Genomic DNA, 19,380 nt, shown 5'->3' on the forward strand with positions numbered 1-19,380 from the left:
CCGTCAGCCCGTTCGACGCACCGTCCTGGTTCACGGCACTGCCCCGCACCACCGCAAGCACCGGATGCCCGTGACGACGGGCGTCCGACAACCGCTCCAGCAACAGCATGCCCACGCCCTCGGCCATGCCCATACCGTCAGCGTCCGCCGAGAACGCCTTGGAACGGCCGTCGGCGGCGACGCCGCGCTGGCGGGAGAACTCGACGAGGGCGCCGGGGGTCGCCATGACCGTGACGCCACCCGCGAGGGCGAGGGTGCAGTCGCCCTTCCGCAGGGCGTGGGCGGCGAGGTGGAGGGCGACGAGGGAGGACGAGCAGGCGGTGTCGACGGTCACCGCCGGGCCCTCCAGGCCCAGGGTGTAGGCGACTCGGCCGGAGAGGACGCTGCCGGAGGTGCCGGTGCCGACGTAGCCTTCGGCTTCGCCGGGGGCGGTGCCGAAGAGGGCGGCGTAGTCCTGGCCGCTGATGCCGGCGAAGACGGCGGTTCTGCTGCCCTTGAGGGAGGCCGGGTCGATGCCGGCGCGTTCGATGGTCTCCCAGGAGGTCTCCAGCAGCAGGCGCTGCTGAGGATCCATGGCCAGAGCCTCGCGCGGGGAGATGCCGAAGAATGCGGCGTCGAACTCGGCGGCCTCGTGCAGGAATCCGCCGCCGCGGACGTAGGACCTGCCCGTGGCGTCGGGATCCGGGTCGTAGAGGTGCTCCAGGTCCCAGCCGCGGTCGGCGGGCAGGGGCGTGATGGCGTCCGTGCCGGATGCCAGGAGCCGCCACAAGTCCTCGGGGGAGCCGGCGCCTCCGGGGTAGCGGCAGCTCATCGCCACGATCGCGATCGGCTCCTGCTCCTTGTCGGTGGCCTCCCGCAGCCGGTCGTGCGCCTCCTCAAGTTCGGCGGTGACTCGGCGGAGATATGCGCGAAGCTTGTCTTCATTCGCCATGGGAGCAGCATCCATTCAGACTTGCGGAGAAAACGGCGGGCACGTGGCAGGGCGGGAAGGCCGGTGGCGTGGTCACCCTTTTCCGAATTTCTTGTCGATGTAGTCGAAGATCTCGTCGTCCGTGGCCGAGTCGAGTTCGTGTGGAGCGGTGTCGCCCAGCACCTCGGCGCGGGTCTCCCGCCAGGTGGCGAGCAGGGACTGCAGTCGTTCCGTGATGCCGTCCAGCGCGGCGTCGTCCAGATCCGTCCCGGCGAGTGCGTCGGGGGTGAGGGCGGACAGGGCGGACTCCAGTTTCCCGATGTCCTCCAGGAGGGGGACGGCCGGTGCCGCGAGCGCGGGTGCGAGTTCCGCGAGCAGGTGGCGGGCCACGGCGGCCGGGGTCGGAAAGTCGAACACCAGGGTGGCGGGGAGCCGTTGGCCGGTCGCGGCGTTCAGGCGGTTGCGCAGTTCGACGGCGGTCAGGGAGTCGAAGCCGGACTCCTTGAAGGTCTGGCCGGGGCCGACCGCCTCCGGTCCGCTGTGGCCGAGGACAGTGGCGACATGGGTCCGTACGACGTCCAGGACCAGACGTTCGCGCTCCTTCTCGGGCGTTGCCTCGAGGCGTTCGCGGAGGGTTCCGGCGCCGCCCGGGGTCTGCTCGGGCACCGGCCGGGCGGGGCCGCGGACCAGGTCGCGCAGGACCGCGGGGATCGGGGTTCCGGCGGCCTGGGCCTGGCGGCGCAGGGTGCCCGGCTCGAGGAGTGCCGGCACCAGTACGGCTTCGGTCCGCTGAAGGGCGGTGTCGAACAGGGCCAGGCCGAACTCGGCGGGCATCGGGGCGACTCCGCCGCGTGCCATACGGGTGCGGTCCACGTCGTCCAGGCGTCCGCCCATGCCGTCGCTCTGCGCCCACAGGCCCCAGGCCAGGGAGGTGGCGGGCAGCCCTTGGGCCGCGCGGTGCCGGGCGAAGGCGTCCAGGAAGGCGTTGGCGGCGGCGTAGTTGGCCATGCCGGGGCTGCCGAGCGTGCCGGAGAAGGAGGAGTAGAGGACGAACGCGGCCGGGTGCAGGTCGCGGGTCAGTTCGTGCAGGTTGAGCACCGCGTCGACCTTCGGGCGCAACACCCGGTCCAGCCCGTCCGGGGTCAGTGTGTCGATCACGCCGTCCTCGGTGACGCCGGCCGTGTGGATCACGGCGGTGAGCGGGTGGGCGGCGGGAATGCCGGTGAGCAGGCGTCCGAGTGCCTCGCGGTCGGCGATGTCGCAGGCCGCCAGGGTGACCTGGGCGCCGAGTTCGCCGAGTTCGGCGCCCAGTTCGGGCATGCCGTCGCCGGCCGGGCCGCGTCGGCCGGCCAGGACCAGGTGGCGGACCTTGTGCTCGGTCACCAAGTGGCGCGCGAGCAGCTTCCCGAGGCCGCCCGTGGCGCCGGTGATCAGGACGGTGCCGTCCGGGTCGAGCGAGGCGGGCGTGGCGGCTGCCGCCGGGGTTCCCGCTTCGGCGGTGTTCGCCCGGCTCAGCCTGGGCACCAGCATCTTGCCTGCGCGCAGGGCGATCTGGGTCTCGTCCTGGGCCGGGTCGAGGGCGGCCGCGAGGGCGCTCGGGAGGGCTCGGTGGGAGTCCGGGTGGCCGTCGGTGTCGATCAGCAGAAACCGGTCGGGGTGCTCCGACTGCGCCGAGCGCGCCAGGCCCCACACCGGCGCTCCCACCAGTCCGGGCACGTCGTCGCCCGGGGCGGTGGAGACGGCGGCGCTGGTCAGCAGCACCAGCCGGGAGTCGGCGAGACGGGGGTCGGACAGCCAGGCCTGGAGCAGTTCCAGGGCCCGGCGGGTGCTCGTGCGGGCCGCTTCGGCCGGGTCGGTGACGTCGGCCGGGTCGGCCGGGATCCGGGCGACGACGACCGGGGGAACCGGGGTGCCCGCCTCGTCGGCCGCGGTGAGGGCGGCCAGGTCCGGGTGGGTGGTGAGGGCGGTGCCGGCCGTGCGGAGGGCGTCGGAAAGGGCGGGGCCGGGCTCGCCGAGGAGAGCCAGGGCGTGCGGGGTTGTGCCTGGTCCGGGGCGTGTGGGCAGTGCCTTCCAGTCGAGCCGGAAGAGCGCGTCGCCGATCGCGGTGTCCGGGAGCTGGGCCGGGGAGACGGGCCGGGAGATCACCGCGTCGACTGCGGCCACCGGGGTTCCCTCGGGGTCCGCCACGCGCACGGACAGAGTGTCGGGGCCGGTCGTGCCGAGGGTGACCCGCAGCGGGCCGGTCGTGCCGGGCGTGTGCACGCGGATGCCGCGCCAGGAGAACGGGCGGCTCGCCCGCGGCTCGCTCTCCGTGGCGCCGGTGAGCGCGACGGCGGCGGCCGCCTGGAGGGCCGCGTCGAGCAGGACGGGGTGCAGGGTGAAGCCGTCGGACCGGATGCCGGCGGGCAGTTCGACCTCGGCGTGGATCTCCGCGCGGGCCGCCGGGTCGGACGGGTCAACGGGGGTGCTTCGCCAGACGGCGCGCAGGCCTTGGAAGGCGGGCCCGTAGACCACGCCGGTGTCGGCCAGTCGCTCGTGGAAGCCGTCGACGGCCACCGGCTCTGCCCCGGCGGGCGGCCAGACGCCGCCCGCGGTGCCGGGCGGTGGCCCGGCGGTGGTGAGCAGGGTGCCTTCGGCATGCCGGGTCCACGAGGTGTGGGGGTCGGCTCCGTCGGGCCGGGAGTGCAGCGTCAGGGCCCGGCGCCCGGCCTCGTCCGGGGCGGTCACGGTCAGCCGCAGGACGACGGCGCCCTGCTCGGGCACCACCAGCGGCGCCTCCAGGGTGAGTTCCTCCACCAGTTCGCAGCCCGCCTGGCGGCCGGCGCGCAGCGCCAGTTCCACGAAGGCCGTGCCGGGCAGCAGCGCGGAGCCCAGCACCAGGTGGTCCGCCAGCCAGGGATGCGTCTCCAGGGAGAGCCGGCCCGTGAACACCAGACCGTCGGAGTCGGGCAGTTCGAGGGCGGCGCCCAGCAACGGGTGGCCCGTGGCGCCGAGGCCGAGACCGGCCACGTCGCCCGGCGCGGCCGGGGCGGCCTGCGGCCAGTAGCGCCGATGCCGGAACGCGTAGGTCGGCAGGTCGACGTTCCGGCCGGGCCGGCCCGCGAACACCGCGTCCCAGTCGGGGGTGGCGCCCTGCACCTGGGCCTCGGCCAGCGACCGCAGGAAGCGGTCGGGGCCGCCCTCGTCCCGGCGCAGGGAGCCGACCGCGCGGGCGTCGCAGCCGAACGCGTCGAAGCTGTCCTGGAGTCCGACCGTCAGCACGGGATGCGGGGCGGCTTCGACGAACAGGGCGAAGTCCGCTTCCACGAGCCGCCTGGTGGCCTCGTCGAGGCGCACCGGCTGCCGCAGGTTGGTGTACCAGTACTCGGCGTCGAGCTGTTCGGTGTCCAGCCAGTCGCCGGTGACCGTCGACAGGAACGGCACCTGTCCGGAGCGCGGGCTGATCGGGGCCAGTTCGGCGAGCAGTTCCTCCCGGATGGCCTCGACCTGGGCGGAGTGGGAGGCGTAGTCCACGGGGATCCGGCGGGCGCGGATCTCCTCGGCGGCGCAGTCGGCCATCAGCCGGTCCAGCGCGTCCGGTTCGCCGGAGACGACGACCGAGCCGGGGCCGTTGACGGCAGCGATGGACAGCTGGTCACCGAACGGCTCCAGGCGTGCGGTCAGCTCGTCCAGCGGCAGGGCGACGGAGACCATGCCGCCGCGGCCGGTGAGCGCGCCGAGTGCCTTGCTGCGCAGCGCCACGACACGGGCCGCGTCCGGCAGGGACAGGGCGCCCGCGACGCAGGCGGCGGCGATCTCGCCCTGGGAGTGGCCGACGACGGCGTCGGGCTGTACGCCATGGGCCCGCCACAGCTCGGCCAGCGAGACCATGACGGCGAACAGGAGCGGCTGCACGACGTCCACCCGCTCCAGCGCAGGCGCGCCGGGCGCGCCGCGCAGCACGTCGTACGGCGACCAGTCGACGTATGCCTCGAGGGCGCGGGCGCAGGCGGCGAACCGCTCGTCGAACACCGGGGAGGCGTCGAGGAGTTCCGTCGCCATGCCGGTCCACTGGGAGCCCTGGCCGGGGAACACGAACACGGTTCGGCCCTCGGGGGCGACGGTTCCCTCGACGACGGCGGGGTCGCTGTCGCCCTGGGCCAGGGCGGTCAGGGCCCGGCGGAAGCCGTCCCGGTCGGCGGCCAGCAGCACCGCCCGGTGCGCGAACGCGGCGCGGGAGGTGGCCAGTGCGTACCCGATGTCGGCGGGGTCGGCCTCCGGGTGGGCGTCCAGGTGGGCGCGCAGCCGGGCGGCCTGCTCGCGCAGCGCGTCGGGGGTCTTCGCCGACAGGGGCCACGGCAGGACCGTGCCGTCGGTCCGGGTGCCGGTGCCGGCCGACGCGGGCTCGGGGTCCGTGGGGGTCTGCTCCAGGATGACGTGGGCGTTGGTGCCGCTCATGCCGAAGGAGGAGACACCGGCGCGGCGGGGCCGGTCGCCCGCGGGCCACGCCATGTTCTCCGTCAGCAGCGCGACGGCGCCGGAGGACCAGTCGACGTGCGGGGACGGCTCGTCCACGTGCAGGGTGCGCGGGAGTTCACCGTGCCGCATCGCCATCACCATCTTGATGACACCGGCGACACCGGCGGCGGCCTGCGTGTGCCCGATGTTGGACTTCACCGATCCCAGCCACAGCGGCCGGTCGTCCGACCGGTCCTGGCCATAGGTCGCCAGCAGCGCCTGCGCCTCGATCGGGTCGCCCAGCGTCGTCCCCGTGCCATGTGCCTCGACGGCGTCCAGGTCGGCGGCCGTCAGCCGGGCGTTCGCCAGCGCCTGCCGGATCACCCGCTGCTGCGACGGGCCGTTCGGCGCCGTCAGCCCGTTGGACGCACCGTCCTGGTTGATCGCGCTGCCGCGGAGGACGGCCAGCACGGGGTGCCCGTTGCGGCGGGCGTCCGACAGCCGCTCCACCAGCAGCATGCCCACACCCTCACCCCAGCCGGTGCCGTCGGCCGCGGCCGCGAAGGCCTTCACACGGCCGTCGCGGGCCAGGCCGCGCTGGCGGGAGAACTCGGTGAAGGGCCCGGGGGTGCTCATCACGGAGACACCGCCGGCCAGCGCCAGGGAGCACTCCCCCGAGCGCAGTGCCTGGGCCGCCAGGTGCAGGGCGACCAGCGAGGAGGAGCAGGCAGTGTCGACGGTGACGGTGGGACCTTCCAGACCGAAGGTGTAGGCGAGCCGTCCGGACACCACGCTGGCCGAGTTGCCGGTGGCGAGGTATCCCGCCAGGTCCTCGGCGGAGTTCAGCAGCAGGGAGGCGTAGTCCTGGCCGTTGGTTCCGACGTAGACGCCGGTGCGGCTGCCGTGGAGGCCGGTCGGGTCGATGCCCGCCCGTTCGAAGGCTTCCCAGGAGGTCTCCAGCAGCAGCCGCTGCTGCGGGTCCATCGCCAGCGCCTCACGCGGGCTCGGCGGGGAACCCCCCGATCGCGTCGACGCCGTCGCGCAGCAGTCTCCACAGCTGCTCCGGCGAGTTCGCACCGCCGGGGAACCGGCAGCTCATCGCCACGATGGCCAGCGGCTCGTCGTGCGCCAGGGCGGTGCCCGGCCCGGTCTCCTCGGTCTGCGCGTCGCCGAGGAGTTCGGCGGTCAGGTGGACGGCCAGGTCGCGCGGGGTGGGGTGGTCGAAGACCAGGGTCGCGGGCAGGGTCAGGCCGGTGGCGGCGGTCAGCGCGTTGCGCAGTTCGAGCGCGCTCAGCGAGTCGAAGCCCAGCTCGTGGAAGGCGGTGCGCGCCGGTACGGCGCCCTGCGCCCGGTGTCCGAGGACGGCCGCCACCTGATCGAGGACCAGTTCCCGCACGTGACGCGGCCGCTCGTCGGCGGGCAGGGCCAGCAGCCGCCGTACGAGGTCGTCGGCGCCTGCGCCCGGGGTCCGGGCCGTCGCTCCGCCGCCCCGTCGCGTCTCGGGGAGGTCGGACAGGAGCGTGTGCTGCCGGGGGTGGGCCAGGTGGGCCGTGAACCGGTCCCAGTCGATGTCCGCGACGACGCTGCCGGCCGTGTCCTGCTGCCAGCAGCGGGCCAGGGCGGCGAGCGCGGCCTCGGGGTCCATGGGGGTCACGCCGCCGCGGGCGAGGCGGTGGGCGGTGTCCTCGGTCTCGGCCATCCCGGCGTCCGCCCAGGCGCCCCAGGCGATGGACACGGCGGGCAGGCCGTCGGCCCGGCGCTGCTCCGCGAGGGCGTCCAGGCAGGCGTTGGCGGCGGCGTAGTTGGCCTGTCCGGCGCTGCCGACGACGCCGGCCAGGGAGGAGAACAGTACGAACGCCGACAGGTCCAGGTCGCGGGTCAGGCGGTGCAGGTTCCGGGCGCCGTCGGCCTTGGCGAGCTGGACGGCGGTGAACCGGTCGGGCGTGAGCCCGTCGAGGACCCCGTCGTCGAGGATGCCGGCCGCGTGCACGACGGCGGTCAGCGGCCGGTCGGCCGGGATGGCCGCCAGTAGCTCGGCGAGCGCGTCGGGGGCGGCGACGTCGCAAGCCGCGATGGTGACCTCGGTGCCGAGTCCGGTCAGTTCGTCGCGCAGTGCGGTCGCACCCTCGGCTGCCGGGCCGCGGCGGCCGGTCAGGAGCAGGTGTTGGGCGCCGTGGCGGGCCAGCCAGCGGGCGACCCGGGCGCCCAGCGCGCCGGTGCCGCCGGTGACCAGGACGGTGCCGGACAGGCGCGGTGCCGTCGCGGGCCCGGCCGGACGGGGCTCGCGGACCAGGCGTCGTACGAACACGCCCGTGGCCCGCACGGCCAGTTCGCTCTCCTCGCCCGCGCCGGTGAGCAGGCCGGTGAGACGGGAGGCGGATCGCTCGTCCAGGTGTTCGGGAAGGTCGACGAGGCCGCCCCAGCGGTCCGGGTGTTCCAGCGCCGCGACGCGGCCCAGGCCCCAGATCTGTGCCTGCTCCGGGTGCGCGGGGCGATCGGCGCGGTTCACGGAGACCGCGCCGTGCGTCAGGCACCACAGGGGTGCCGGCACACCGGCGTCGCCCAGCGCCTGGATCAGTTCGACGGTGCGCAGGGCACCGCGCTCGTCGTCGGCGGCAAGCAGCGAGAGCACGCCGTCGACCGGCTCGCCGTGGCCGGCCAGCCGTGCGGCCAGTTCGGTACGGCCGCCCGCGCCCGCCTCGATGACGTCCACGTGAGCGCCGTGAGCGCGCAGGGCGTCCGTGGCGGCGGCGGTCCACCGCGGCCCGGGCGCGGCCTCGGGGACGATCGCCAGCCACCGTCCGGTGAACGGCGGGGCGGCCGGTTCGGTGGTGGGCCGCCAGGCGACGCGGTAGCGCCAGGAGTCCGAGGTGGAGCGCGCACGGTGCCGCTGCCGCCAGGAGGACAGGGCGGGCAGCACCTCGCCGAGCGGGACCCGCTGGTCCTCGCCGACCTCCAGGGCCTCGGCCACCGCCGTCACGTCGGTGCGCTCGACGGCGTCCCAGAAGGCCGCGTCCGCCGGGTCCGCGGCGGGCTCCGGGGCGGAGGACGCCGGGGCCTGCGGCCAGTACCGCTCGTGCTGGAAGGCGTAGGTGGGCAGTACCACCGGCCGTGCGTCCCGGCCGGTGAAGAAGCGGGCCCAGTCCACGGGCACGCCCCGGGTGTTCGCGCCGGACAGCGCGGTGACCAGGGTGTGCGCCTCCGGGCGGCCCTCCCGCAGCAGGGGCAGGAACACCGTCTCGGGGCGGTCGGCGGGGGCGTCCTCGTCCAGCGTCTCCTGCGCCATGGCGGACAGCACGCCGTCGGGGCCCAGCTCGATCAGGGTGGTGACGCCCTGCCCGGCCAGGGCGCGGACCGCGTCGGCGAATCGGACCGGCCGGCGCACCTGGCTTACCCAGTAGTCGGGCGAGCACAGTTCCTCGGCCGTGGCGGGCTCCCCCGTCACGTCGGACATCAGCCCGATCCGCGGCGGATGGAACGTCAGGCCCGCCGCGGCCTCGCGGAACTCGGCCAGCATCGGTTCCATGCGCGGGGAGTGGAAGGCGTGCGACACCGTCAGCCGCCGGGTCTTGCGGCCCTGTCGGGCGAAGTCGGCGGCGATCTCCAGGACGACGTCCTCGTCGCCCGAGACGACCGTGGCGGCCGGGCCGTTGACGGCGGCGACCGATGCCCGGTCGGTCCGCCCGTCCAGCGCGGCGGCGACCTCCTCCTCGGTGGCCTGGACGGCGGCCATCGCACCGCCGGCGGGCAGCGCCTGCATCAGGCGGCCGCGGGCGGCAACCAGCGCGCAGGCGTCGTCCAGGGACAGCACACCCGCCACGTGGGCGGCGGACAGTTCGCCGATGGAGTGGCCCACCAGCCAGTCCGGGGTGACGCCCCAGGACTCCAGCAGCCGGTACAGGGCGACTTCCAGCGCGAACAGGGCCGCCTGGGTGTAGCGGGTCTGGTCGAGGGCGGTCGCGTCCGCGAACAGGACTTCCTTCAGCGGGCGGTCCAGCCGCCCCTCGAAACGCTCGCACACCGCGTCGAGTGCCTGCGCGAACGCCGGGAAGGCGGCGTACAGTTCGCGCCCCGTGCCGACGCGCTGGGCGCCCTGCCCGGTGAACAGGAAGCCCACCCGGCCGCGACCGCCGGCCACGCCCCGCAGCAGACCCGGCCCGGGGCGTGCGGCGCCCAGCGCGGCGAGCCCGGCGAGCAGGTCGTCGCGGTCGTCGGCGACGATCGCCGCCCGGTGCTCCAGGGCCGTGCGGGTCACCGCCAGGGAAAGGCCGACGTCGGCGGGGCGGGCGTCGGGGTGGGTCCGCAGATGGGCGTGCAGTTTCCGTGCCTGGGCGCCGAGCGCCGTCTCGGTGCGGGCCGACAGCAGCCACGGCAGCGTCGCCGCCGGGCCTTCCGGATCCGCGGCGACGGCGGGCACGGGGGCCGGGTCGCCGGGGGCCTGCTCCAGGACCAGGTGGGCGTTGGTGCCGCTGATGCCGAAGGAGGAGACGCCCGTGCGGCGCGGCCGGCCGAGGTCCGGCCACTCGCGGGCCTCGGTGAGGATCTCCACGGCCCCGGCGGACCAGTCCACCTGCCGCGTCGGCTCGTCCACGTGCAGGGTGGGCGGCAGCACGCCCTGCCGCATCGCCATCACCATCTTGATGACCCCGGCGGCGCCGGCGGCGGCCTGGGTGTGCCCGATGTTCGACTTGACGGACCCCAGCCACAACGGCCGGTCCGCCGGCCGGTCCTGGCCGTACGTCGCGAGCAGGGCCTGCGCCTCGATCGGGTCGCCGAGGGTGGTGCCGGTGCCGTGCGCCTCCACCGCGTCCACGTCGGCCGGCGTCACGCGCGCGCTGCTCAGGGCTTGCCGGATGACGCGCTGCTGCGCGGGGCCGTTGGGCGCGGTCAGCCCGTTGGACGCGCCGTCCTGGTTGACGGCGCTGCCCTTGACGACGGCCAGCACCTGGTGGCCGTTGCGCCGGGCGTCCGACAGCCGCTCCAGGAGCAGCAGGCCCACTCCCTCCGCGAGGCCGGTGCCGTCGGCGCCGTCCGCGAACGCCTTGACGCGTCCGTCGGCGGCGAGGCCGCGCTGACGGGAGAACTCCACGAAGGTGACGGGGGTGGCCATCACGGTGACACCGCCGGCCAGCGCCATTTCGCACTCGCCCTGCCGCAGCGCCTGGGCGGCCAGATGCAGGGCCACCAGGGAGGAGGAGCAGGCCGTGTCGACGGTCACCGCCGGGCCCTCCAGGCCGAAGGTGTAGGAGACCCGGCCGGAGGCCGCGCTGATCGAGTTGCCGGTGCCGAGATAGCCCTCGTCGCCGTCGACGGCGGCGGCTATCTGTGTGTCGTAGCCCTGGTACATGACGCCGGCGAAGACGCCGGTCCGGCTGCCCTTCAGGGTGGCCGTGTCGATGCCGGCGCGTTCGAAGGCCTCCCAGGAGGTCTCCAGGAGGAGGCGCTGCTGCGGGTCCATGATGCCCGCCTCGCGCGGGGAGATGCCGAACAGCGCGGGGTCGAAGTCACCGGCGTCGTAGAGGAATCCGCCCTCGGAGGTGGAGGAGGTGCCGGGCTTGTCGGGGTCGGCGTCGCGCAGCAGCCGCTCCAGGTCCCAGCCTCGGTCGGCGGGGAACGCGCCGATGCCCTCCGCGCCGGCCGCGACCAGCTGCCACAGGTCCTCCGGAGACCGCACGCCGCCGGGGAAGCGGCAGGCCATGCTCACGATGGCGATCGGCTCGTCGGAGCCCGTCGCGGAAACCGGTGCTGTGGTCTCCTCGGCGGTGCCGAGCAGCTCGGTGTCCAGGTGCCGGGCCAGGCTGCGCGGGCTGGGATGGTCGAAGGCGAGCGTGGGAGGCAGCCGCAGGCCGGTGGCGGTGCTGAGCCGGTTGCGCAGTTCCACCGCGGTCAGCGAGTCGAAACCGAGGTCCTTGAACGCTTGGTCCGGCTCGATCGTCGCCGGAGAGACGTGGCCGAGGACCGCCGCCACATGGCTGTGGACCACATCCTCCAGGGCGCGGGTGCGTTCGGCCGGGGACAGTCCGGCCAGCCGCCGGACGGCCTCCGGCAGGGTGCCGTCCGCCTGGGCTGCGCGGGCCGAGGTGGGACGGGCCGGGCGGGGCAGCAGTGCGCGCAGCAGGTGCGGCGGTTCCCCGTCGGCGGGCAGCCGGGCCGGGTCCAGGTGCATCGGCGCGAGGACGGGGTCGTCGCCCCCTGCGCCGGCCAGGTCGAACAGAGCCATGCCCTCGGCGGCGGTGAGCGGGGCCATGCCCCGGCGCCGGATACGGGCGAGGCCGGCGTCGTCGAGGCGGCCGGCCATGTCGGAGCCGTCTTCGTCCCACAGGCCCCAGGCCAGCGACCGGGCCGGCAGTCCGGCGGCCCGGCGGTGCTCGGCGAGCGCGTCCAGGGCGGCGTTCGCGGCGGCGTAGCCCCCCTGACCGGCGGCGCCCAGCAGGCCCGCGGCGGAGGAGAACAGCACGAACGCCGACAGGTCCAGGTCGCGGGTCAGCTCGTGCAGATGCCAGGCCCCGTCCGTCTTGGGACGCAGGACGCCGGTCAGCCGCTCGGGGGTGAGGGAGGACAGCACGCCGTCGTCGAGGACGCCCGCGGTGTGCACCACGCCGGTCAGCGGCTGCTCGGCCGGTATTCCGGCCAGCACCTCGGCCAGCGCCTCCCGGTCCGCCACGTCCACGGCGGCGACCCGCACGAAGGCGCCCAGACCGGTCAGTTCGGCCACCAGTTCCGCCGCCCCCGGCGCGGCGGGCGGTGGCGTGGGCCGGTGCGGTGGCGCGGGTGAGGCGGGCCGCGAGGGCGGTGCCCGCGCGTACGGCGAGTTGCGGCTCCCCGGTGGCGATCGCGGCCGGGACCGCGCCGGGCGACGCGGCGTGCTCGTCGAGGTCCAGCAGAACGAACCGGTCCGGGTGCTCGGTCTGTGCGGAGCGCACCAGGCCCCGCACGGCGGCGGCCGCCGGATCCGGCACGGTGTCCCCGGGCTCGGCGTTCACCGCGCCGCGGGTCACGATGACCAGCCGTGACGCCGCCGTTCGCTCGTCCTCGGTCCAGGACCGCAGCAGGGCTAGGGCCCACTGTGCGGCCCGGTGGACGGCGTCGGCGCCCGTGCCGTGGTCCGGCACCGGCGCGAGCACCACGTCCGGAGCGGGGCCGGCGGCGCTCGTACCGTCGTACGACCGTGCGGGGACGCCCAGTTGCTCCGTCAGCCCGAGGCGGTCGTCCAGCACCGCGTACGACGCGGCCTCCCGCTCACGGGACGGGGGCAGGGCCGGTGTCCACTCCACACGGAACATGGAGGCCCGCAGCGGGTCCTGTGCCGCCCCCAGCGCCTCCGGCGCCACCGGGCGCAGCGTCAGCGACTCCACCGCGACGACGGGCGCGCCGGTGACGTCGGTGGCCGTGAGCGAGACGGTGTCCGCGCCGAGCCGGGTCAGCCGTACCCGCAGCGCCGACGCCCCGCCGGCGTGCAGGCTCACGCCCGACCAGGAGAACGGCAGCCGCACCCCGGCGGAGTCATCGTGGTCCGGCAGGAGGCCGGCGGCGCCGATGGCGTGCAGGGCTGCGTCCAGGAGGGCGGGGTGCAGCCCGTAGCGCCCGGCGTCGGTTTCGGTGCGCTCGGGCAGTGCCACGGTGGCGGCCAGGCCGTCACCGTCCCGCCAGACGTCGCGCAGGCCCTGGAAGAGCGGGCCGTACTCCAGGCCGGCTGCGGCCAGGCGCGGGTACAGGTCCTCGAGGGGTATCTGCCGCGCGCCCGCCGGGGGCCAGGCGGTCGGGCCGTCCGGGACCGGTGCCGCGCTGTCGGCGAGGACGCCGTCCGCGTGCAGGGTCCACGGCTCGTCGGCGGCGGCGCCCGCGGGGCGGGCGTGCACGGTCAGCCGGCGGTGTCCGTCCGCGTCGGGCGCGCCGACCAGCAGCTGGAGGTCGACCGGGGCGGATGCGGTGAGGGGCAGCGGGGCGTGCAGCGTCAGTTCCGCCACCCGGCCGCAGCCGACCTGGTCGCCCGCGTTGACCGCGAGTTCCACGAAGGCGGTTCCGGGCAGCAGGACGGTGCCCGCGACCGCGTGGTCGGCGAGCCAGGGGTGGGAGGACAGCGACAGCCGTCCGGTCAGCAGGAAGCCGTTGCCGTCGGCCAGGGTGACCGCCGCGCCCAGCAGGGGGTGGTCGGCCGAGCCGAGGCCGAGGGCGGCGGTGTCGCCCGGCCGGCCGGACCCCCGGAGCCAGAAGTGCTCCCCCTGGAAGGCGTAGGTGGGCAGGTCCACCCGCCGCGGGTCACGGCCGGCGAACACGGGCCGCCAGTCGACGCCGACGCCCTGGGTGTGGGCCTCCGCGAGGGAGACGAGGAAGCGTTCGAGGCCGCCCTCGCCGCGGCGCAGGGTGCCCAGGGCGAAGGCCGCGCCGTCGATGCCGGACAGCACTTCCTGCATCCCCATGGCCAGCACGGGGTGCGGGCTCACCTCGATGAACACGGCGCGGCGGCGCTGCGACAGGGTGCGTACCGCTTCCTCGAAGCGGACCGTCCGGCGCAGGTTGCGATACCAGTAGGCGGCGTCCAGTCCGGCGGTGTCGACGGGTCCGCCGGTCACCGTGGAGCACAGCGTCACCTCGCCGGTGCGCGGCGCGATCGGCGCCAGGGCCGCGAGCAGCCGCTCCTCGATGGCCTCCACGTGGGCGGAGTGGGAGGCGTAGTCGACGGAGACGCGGCGGGCCCGGATCTCCTGGGCCGCGCAGTCGGCGAGCAGTTCGTCCAGGGCCTGGACGTCGCCGGAGACCACGACGGAGGCGGGGCCGTTGATCGCGGCGACGGACAGCCGGTCCGCCCAGCGGGTGAGCCGCTGTTCCAGTTCGGCGACGGGCAGCGCCACGGAGACCATGCCGCCCTTGCCGGAGAGTTCGGTCAGCGCCCGGCTGCGCAGGGCGACCACCCGGGCGGCGTCCTCCAGGCTGAGCGCGCCGGCCACCACGGCGGCGGCGATCTCGCCCTGGGAGTGGCCGACCACCGCGGTGGGCCTGACGCCGTGGGCCTCCCAGAGGGCGGCCAGGGACACCATCACCGTGAACAGCACCGGCTGGACCACGTCGACCCGGTCCAGGGACGGTGCGCCGGGCACGCCGCGCACGACGTCGAGCGGCGACCAGTCGGTGAAGGGCTCCAGGGCGGCCGCGCACTCGCGCATCCGGGCCGCGAACACGTCGGAGGTGTCGAGCAGTTCGACGGCCATGCCGGCCCACTGGGAGCCCTGCCCGGGGAAGACGAAGACGATGTCCTCGGCGCCTGTGGCCGCACCGCGCACCACCCCGGCCGCCTCGGTGCCCGCGGCGAGGCCGTCGAGTCCGGCGAGCAGCCCTTCGCGGTCGGTGCCGACGACGACCGCGCGATGCTCGAACAGGGCACGGGTGGTGGCGAGGGAGTGGCCGACGTCGGCCGGGCGCAGCGCCGGGTGGTCCCGCAGGTGTGCCGCGAGCCGGGCGGCCTGGCCGGCCAGGGCGGCCGGGGTGCGGGCGGACAGGCTCCAGGGCAGCGCACCGTCCTCGTGGCTCTCGGGAGCGGCGTCCTCGGCGGGCTCCGGCTGTTCCAGGATCACGTGGGCGTTGGTGCCGCTGACGCCGAAGGAGGACACGGCGGCGCGGCGCGGGGCGCCGGTGCGGGGCCAGGGCGTGTTCTCGGTGAGGAGTTCGACGGCGCCGGCCGTCCAGTCCACCTGGGGGGTGGGTTCGTCCACGTGCAGGGTGCGCGGCAGCACGCCGCGCCGCATCGCCAGCACCATCTTGATGACGCCGGCGACACCGGCGGCCGCCTGGGTGTGCCCGATGTTGGACTTGACGGAGCCCAGCCACAGCGGCTGCCCGTCCCGCCGCTGCCCGCCGTAGGTGGCGAGCAGGGCCTGCGCCTCGATCGGGTCGCCCAGTGTCGTTCCCGTGCCGTGCGCCTCGACGGCGTCCACGTCGGCCGGGGTGAGCCGGGCGCTGCTCAGCGCCTGCTGGATGACCCGCTGCTGGGCGGGCCCGTTGGGGGCGGTGAGCCTGCTGCTGGCGCCGTCCTGGTTGACGGCGCTGCCGCGCACGACGGCGAGCACCGGGTGTCCGTTGCGCCGGGCGTCGGAGAGCCGCTCCAGCAGGAGCATGCCGACACCCTCGCCCCAGCCGGTGCCGTCGGCCGCGGCGGCGAACGGCTTGCACCGCCCGTCGGGCGCCAGTCCGCGCTGCCGGGAGAACTCCAGGAAGGTGCTCGGCGAGGACATCACGGTGACGCCGCCGGCCAGGGCGAGGGAGCACTCGCCCTCGCGCAGCGCCTGGGCTGCCAGGTGCAGGGTCACCAGGGACGAGGAGCAGGCGGTGTCGACGGTGACGGCCGGTCCTTCCAGGCCGAGCGTGTAGGCGACGCGGCCGGAGGCGATGCTGCCCGCACTGCCCTGGCTGAGGTAGCCCTCGAACTCCTCGGGGATGTCGTGCAGCCGGGCGAGGTAGTCGTGGTACATGACGCCGGCGAAGACCCCGGTGCGGCTGCCGCGCGCGGCCCTCGGGTCGATGCCGGCGTGTTCGAACGCCTCCCAGGAGCTCTCCAGCAGCAGCCGCTGCTGCGGGTCCATGGCCACCGCCTCGCGCGGCGAGATGCCGAAGAACGCGGCGTCGAAGCGGGCGGCGTCGTGGAGGAAGCCGCCCTCGCGGACGTAGGAGGTGCCGGGGTGGTCCGGGTCGGGGTCGAACAGTCCGTCCAGGTCCCAGTCGCGGTCGTCCGGGAAGCCGGAGACGGCGTCCGTGCCGGAGGCGACCAGCCGCCACAGGTCCTCCGGGGACCGCACGCCGCCGGGGAACCGGCAGCTCATTCCCACGATCGCGATGAGCTCCGGCTCGTGGGACTCGGCCTCGCGCAGCCGCTGTCGCGTCTCGTGCAGGTCGGCGACGGCTCGCTTGAGGTAGTCCCGAAGCTTCTGCTCATTCTCCACTTGACGTTGGCTCCTCATGGCGTGCGGAAGGCGTGGGGTTTCGTTCACCTGGCGACTCATGAGAGGCCGAGGTCTTTGTCGACGAAGTCGAAGAGTTCGTCGTCGGTCGCCGATTCGAGCCGGTCGGCGACGCTGACGGCACCGGCCGCCGGCCCGGGGTCGGGCTGCGCGGCGCTGCGGCCGCCGCCCAGCCTGGACAGCAGGCTCTCCAGGCGCAGGGCGACCCGGTCGCGCTGGTCCTGGTCGTCGGCGAGCCCGGCGAGGGCCGCTTCGATCCGGTCGAGTTCCGCGTCGACCGACGGCGCGTCGGCCGGGGCCGGCGCCACCAGGGCCCGCAGGTGGCGGGCCAGGCCGAGCGGTGCCGGATAGTCGAAGAGCAGCGTGGCGGGCAGTCGGAGACCGGTGAGGGAGGCGAGCCGGGTGCGCAGTTCCACCGCGGTCAGCGAGTCGAAGCCGGACTCCATGAAGCCGCGCTCGGGGTCGAAGGCGCCGGGGGCGCGGTGGCCGAGGACCGCCTCGGTCTCCTTGCGCACCCACTGGAGCACGGTGCGCTCCTGCTCGCTCTCCGACAGCCCGGCCAGCTGCTCGCCGAGTCCACTCGGCGTCGCCGCACCCTCCTGCGTGGCCGGCGGGGTCGGCGCGGGCAGCAGGTTCCGCAGCAGGGCCGGTACGGCGCCGCCCCGGGCAACCTGGTTGCGCATCCCGGTCAGGTCCAGCCGGGCCGGTACGGGCACGGGCTCGTCGGCGGCGTGCGCGAGGTCGAACAGGGTTAGGCCCTCCGCCGCGGACAGCGGGGACATGCCCAGCCGTCGGATCCGCGCCAGGTCGGCCTCGGCCAGGCCGCCGGCCATGCCGGTGTCGTCCTGCTCCCACAGCCCCCAGGCCAGCGAGGTCGCGGGCAGGCCCTGGTGGCGCCGGTGGTGGGCGAGCGCGTCCAGGAAGGAGTTGGCCGCGGCGTATCCGGCCTGGCCCGCGCCGCCGAAGACCCCGGCGGAGGAGGAGAACAGGACGAACGCCGACAGGTCCAGGTCACGGGTCAGCTCGTGCAGATGCCATGCTCCGTCCGCCTTGGGCCGTATCACCCCGGCAAGCCGCTCCGGCGTCAGCGCGGACACCACGCCGTCGTCCAGCACGCCCGCGGTGTGCACCACCGCGGTCAGCGGGTGCTCGGCGGGGATCTCCGCGAGGAGGCGCGCCAGGACGTCCCGGTCGGCGGTGTCCACCGCGGCCACCCGCACCGACGCACCGGCGGCGGCGAGTTCGGCCACCAACTCCGCCGCACCGGGCGCGGTCTCACCCCGCCGACTGGCCAACAGCAGGTGGCGTACGCCGTGTTCGGCCACCAGATGCCGGGCCACCAGCTTCCCCAGCGCCCCGGTCCCGCCGGTGACCAGCACGGTTCCGGCTCCGTCCCAGACCCGTCCGCCCGGCTCCGCAGCGGTCATACGCTCCAGGCGCGGCACATACGCGTGTCCGGCACGCAGCGCGACCTGCGGCTCACCGCTGACGGCACAGGCCGTCAGCTGCCGCCAGGAAGCCTCGTCCTCGTCGATGTCCAGCAGCACGAACCGGTCCGGCTGCTCCGACTGCGCGGAGCGCACCAGCCCCCAGACCGCCGCCTGCACCGGGTCCGGCGCCCGCTCGCCCGGCGCCCCCGTGCCCACCGCGCCCCGCGTCACCAGCACCAGCCGCGCCCCGGCCGTCCGCTCGTCGGCCAGCCAACGCTGTACGGCGGCCAGCGCGGTGCCGGTGGCCGCGGCGACCGCGCCCGGGGTGTCCGGCAACTGCCGGCCCCCCGGGCCCGAGCAGTCGAGGAACACCGGCCCGGCCCCCTCCCCGAGGGCGTCCGGCGGACTCTCCGGGTGGACGGACACGGCGACGCCGCCCGCCCGCAGCCGGTCGGCGAGCCCCAGGCCGTCCGGGCCCACCACGGCGCACGTGGCCGGCCGTGCCGTGCTCACGGGGGCCGCGGTCCAGTCGAGCCGGAACAGCGCGTCCCGGTGGCCGCCCCGGGCCGCCCTGAGCTGCTCCTCGGTCACCGGGCGCAGCGTCAGCGACGCCACGCTCGCCACCGGAAGCCCGTTCCGGTCGGCGACGTCCAGTGTCACCGCGTCGTTCTCCGCGGCCGACAGTCGTACCCTCAGGGCGCCGGCGCCGGCGGAGTGCAGCCGGACCCCGGACCAGGCGTACGGCAGCCGCGCGCCGGCCGCGTCGTCCGCGGGCAGCCCGAGCGTGTGCAGGGCCGCGTCCAGCAGCGCCGGATGCAGTGCGAACGCCTCCGCACCGGGCGCGGTGCCGTCCGCCGGCTCGATCTCCGCGAACAGCTCGTCGCCGTGTCGCCAGGCGGACCGCAGCCCCTGGAACGCCGGCCCGTATCCGAATCCGGCTCGCGCGGCACGGTCGTAGAACGTGTCGACCGGCAGCGGTGTCGCCCCCGCCGGAGGCCACACGGACAGCTCGGCGGGCGGGACCGTGCTGCCGGTGACGGGGACCAGCACGCCGGTCGCGTGCCGGGTCCACACCTGCTCGTCCGTCGCCTTCTCCGGCGTCGCGTGCACGCTGAACTCGCGCCGCCCGTCCTCGCCCGGCCCGCTCACCAGCAGCTGGAACCGTACGCCGCCCCTCTCCGGCAGGATCAGCGGCGCCTGGAGGGTCAGTTCCGCGACCTCGTCACAACCGCAGGCGTCGGCCGCCCGCACGGCCAGCTCGACGAACGCCGTGCCCGGCAGCAGCACCGAACCCATCACCGCGTGGTCAGCGAGCCACGGATGCGTCTGGAGCGACAGTCGGCCGGTGAACAACAGCCCTCCTGTGTCCGGCAGTTCCACCGCCGCACCCAGCAGCGGGTGGTCCGCCGTCCCCAGACCGGCGAGTTCCACGTCCGCCGCGGACCGGCCACCGCCCAGCCAGTAGCGCTCACGCTGGAAGGCGTAGGTGGGCAGGTCGACCGTCCTGGCGCCGCGGCCGGCGAAGAACGCCGGCCAGTCGACGGTGGCTCCGCGGACGTGGGCCTGGGCGACGGCGGATGTCAGCGTGTGCGCCTCCGGGCGGTCCGCGCGGAGGGCGGGCACGAACACTGCGTCGACACTGTCCTGGCCC

2 protein-coding genes and 1 pseudogene are annotated in these 19,380 nt (G+C 75.5%); all 3 read right to left on the reverse strand.

The annotated features are described in order from the left end of the window. Positions 1 to 931: beta-ketoacyl synthase N-terminal-like domain-containing protein (locus IO24_RS0139550; protein ID WP_031144649.1), on the reverse strand; the 931-nt coding region annotated here is incomplete at its 3' end. Positions 932 to 1,276: 345 nt separating this feature from the next. After that, positions 1,277 to 16,299 (reverse strand): annotated as a pseudogene (locus IO24_RS47870) (type I polyketide synthase); the annotation flags it as partial. A 38-nt stretch (positions 16,300 to 16,337) separates the two neighbouring features. After that, a partial coding sequence (locus IO24_RS0139560; RefSeq protein ID WP_037669838.1) for a type I polyketide synthase occupies positions 16,338 to 19,380 on the reverse strand: 3,043 nt, incomplete at its 5' end.

The sequence above is a fragment of the Streptomyces flavovariabilis genome (assembly GCF_000725785.1).
GTDB classification, from domain to species: domain Bacteria; phylum Actinomycetota; class Actinomycetes; order Streptomycetales; family Streptomycetaceae; genus Streptomyces; species Streptomyces hawaiiensis.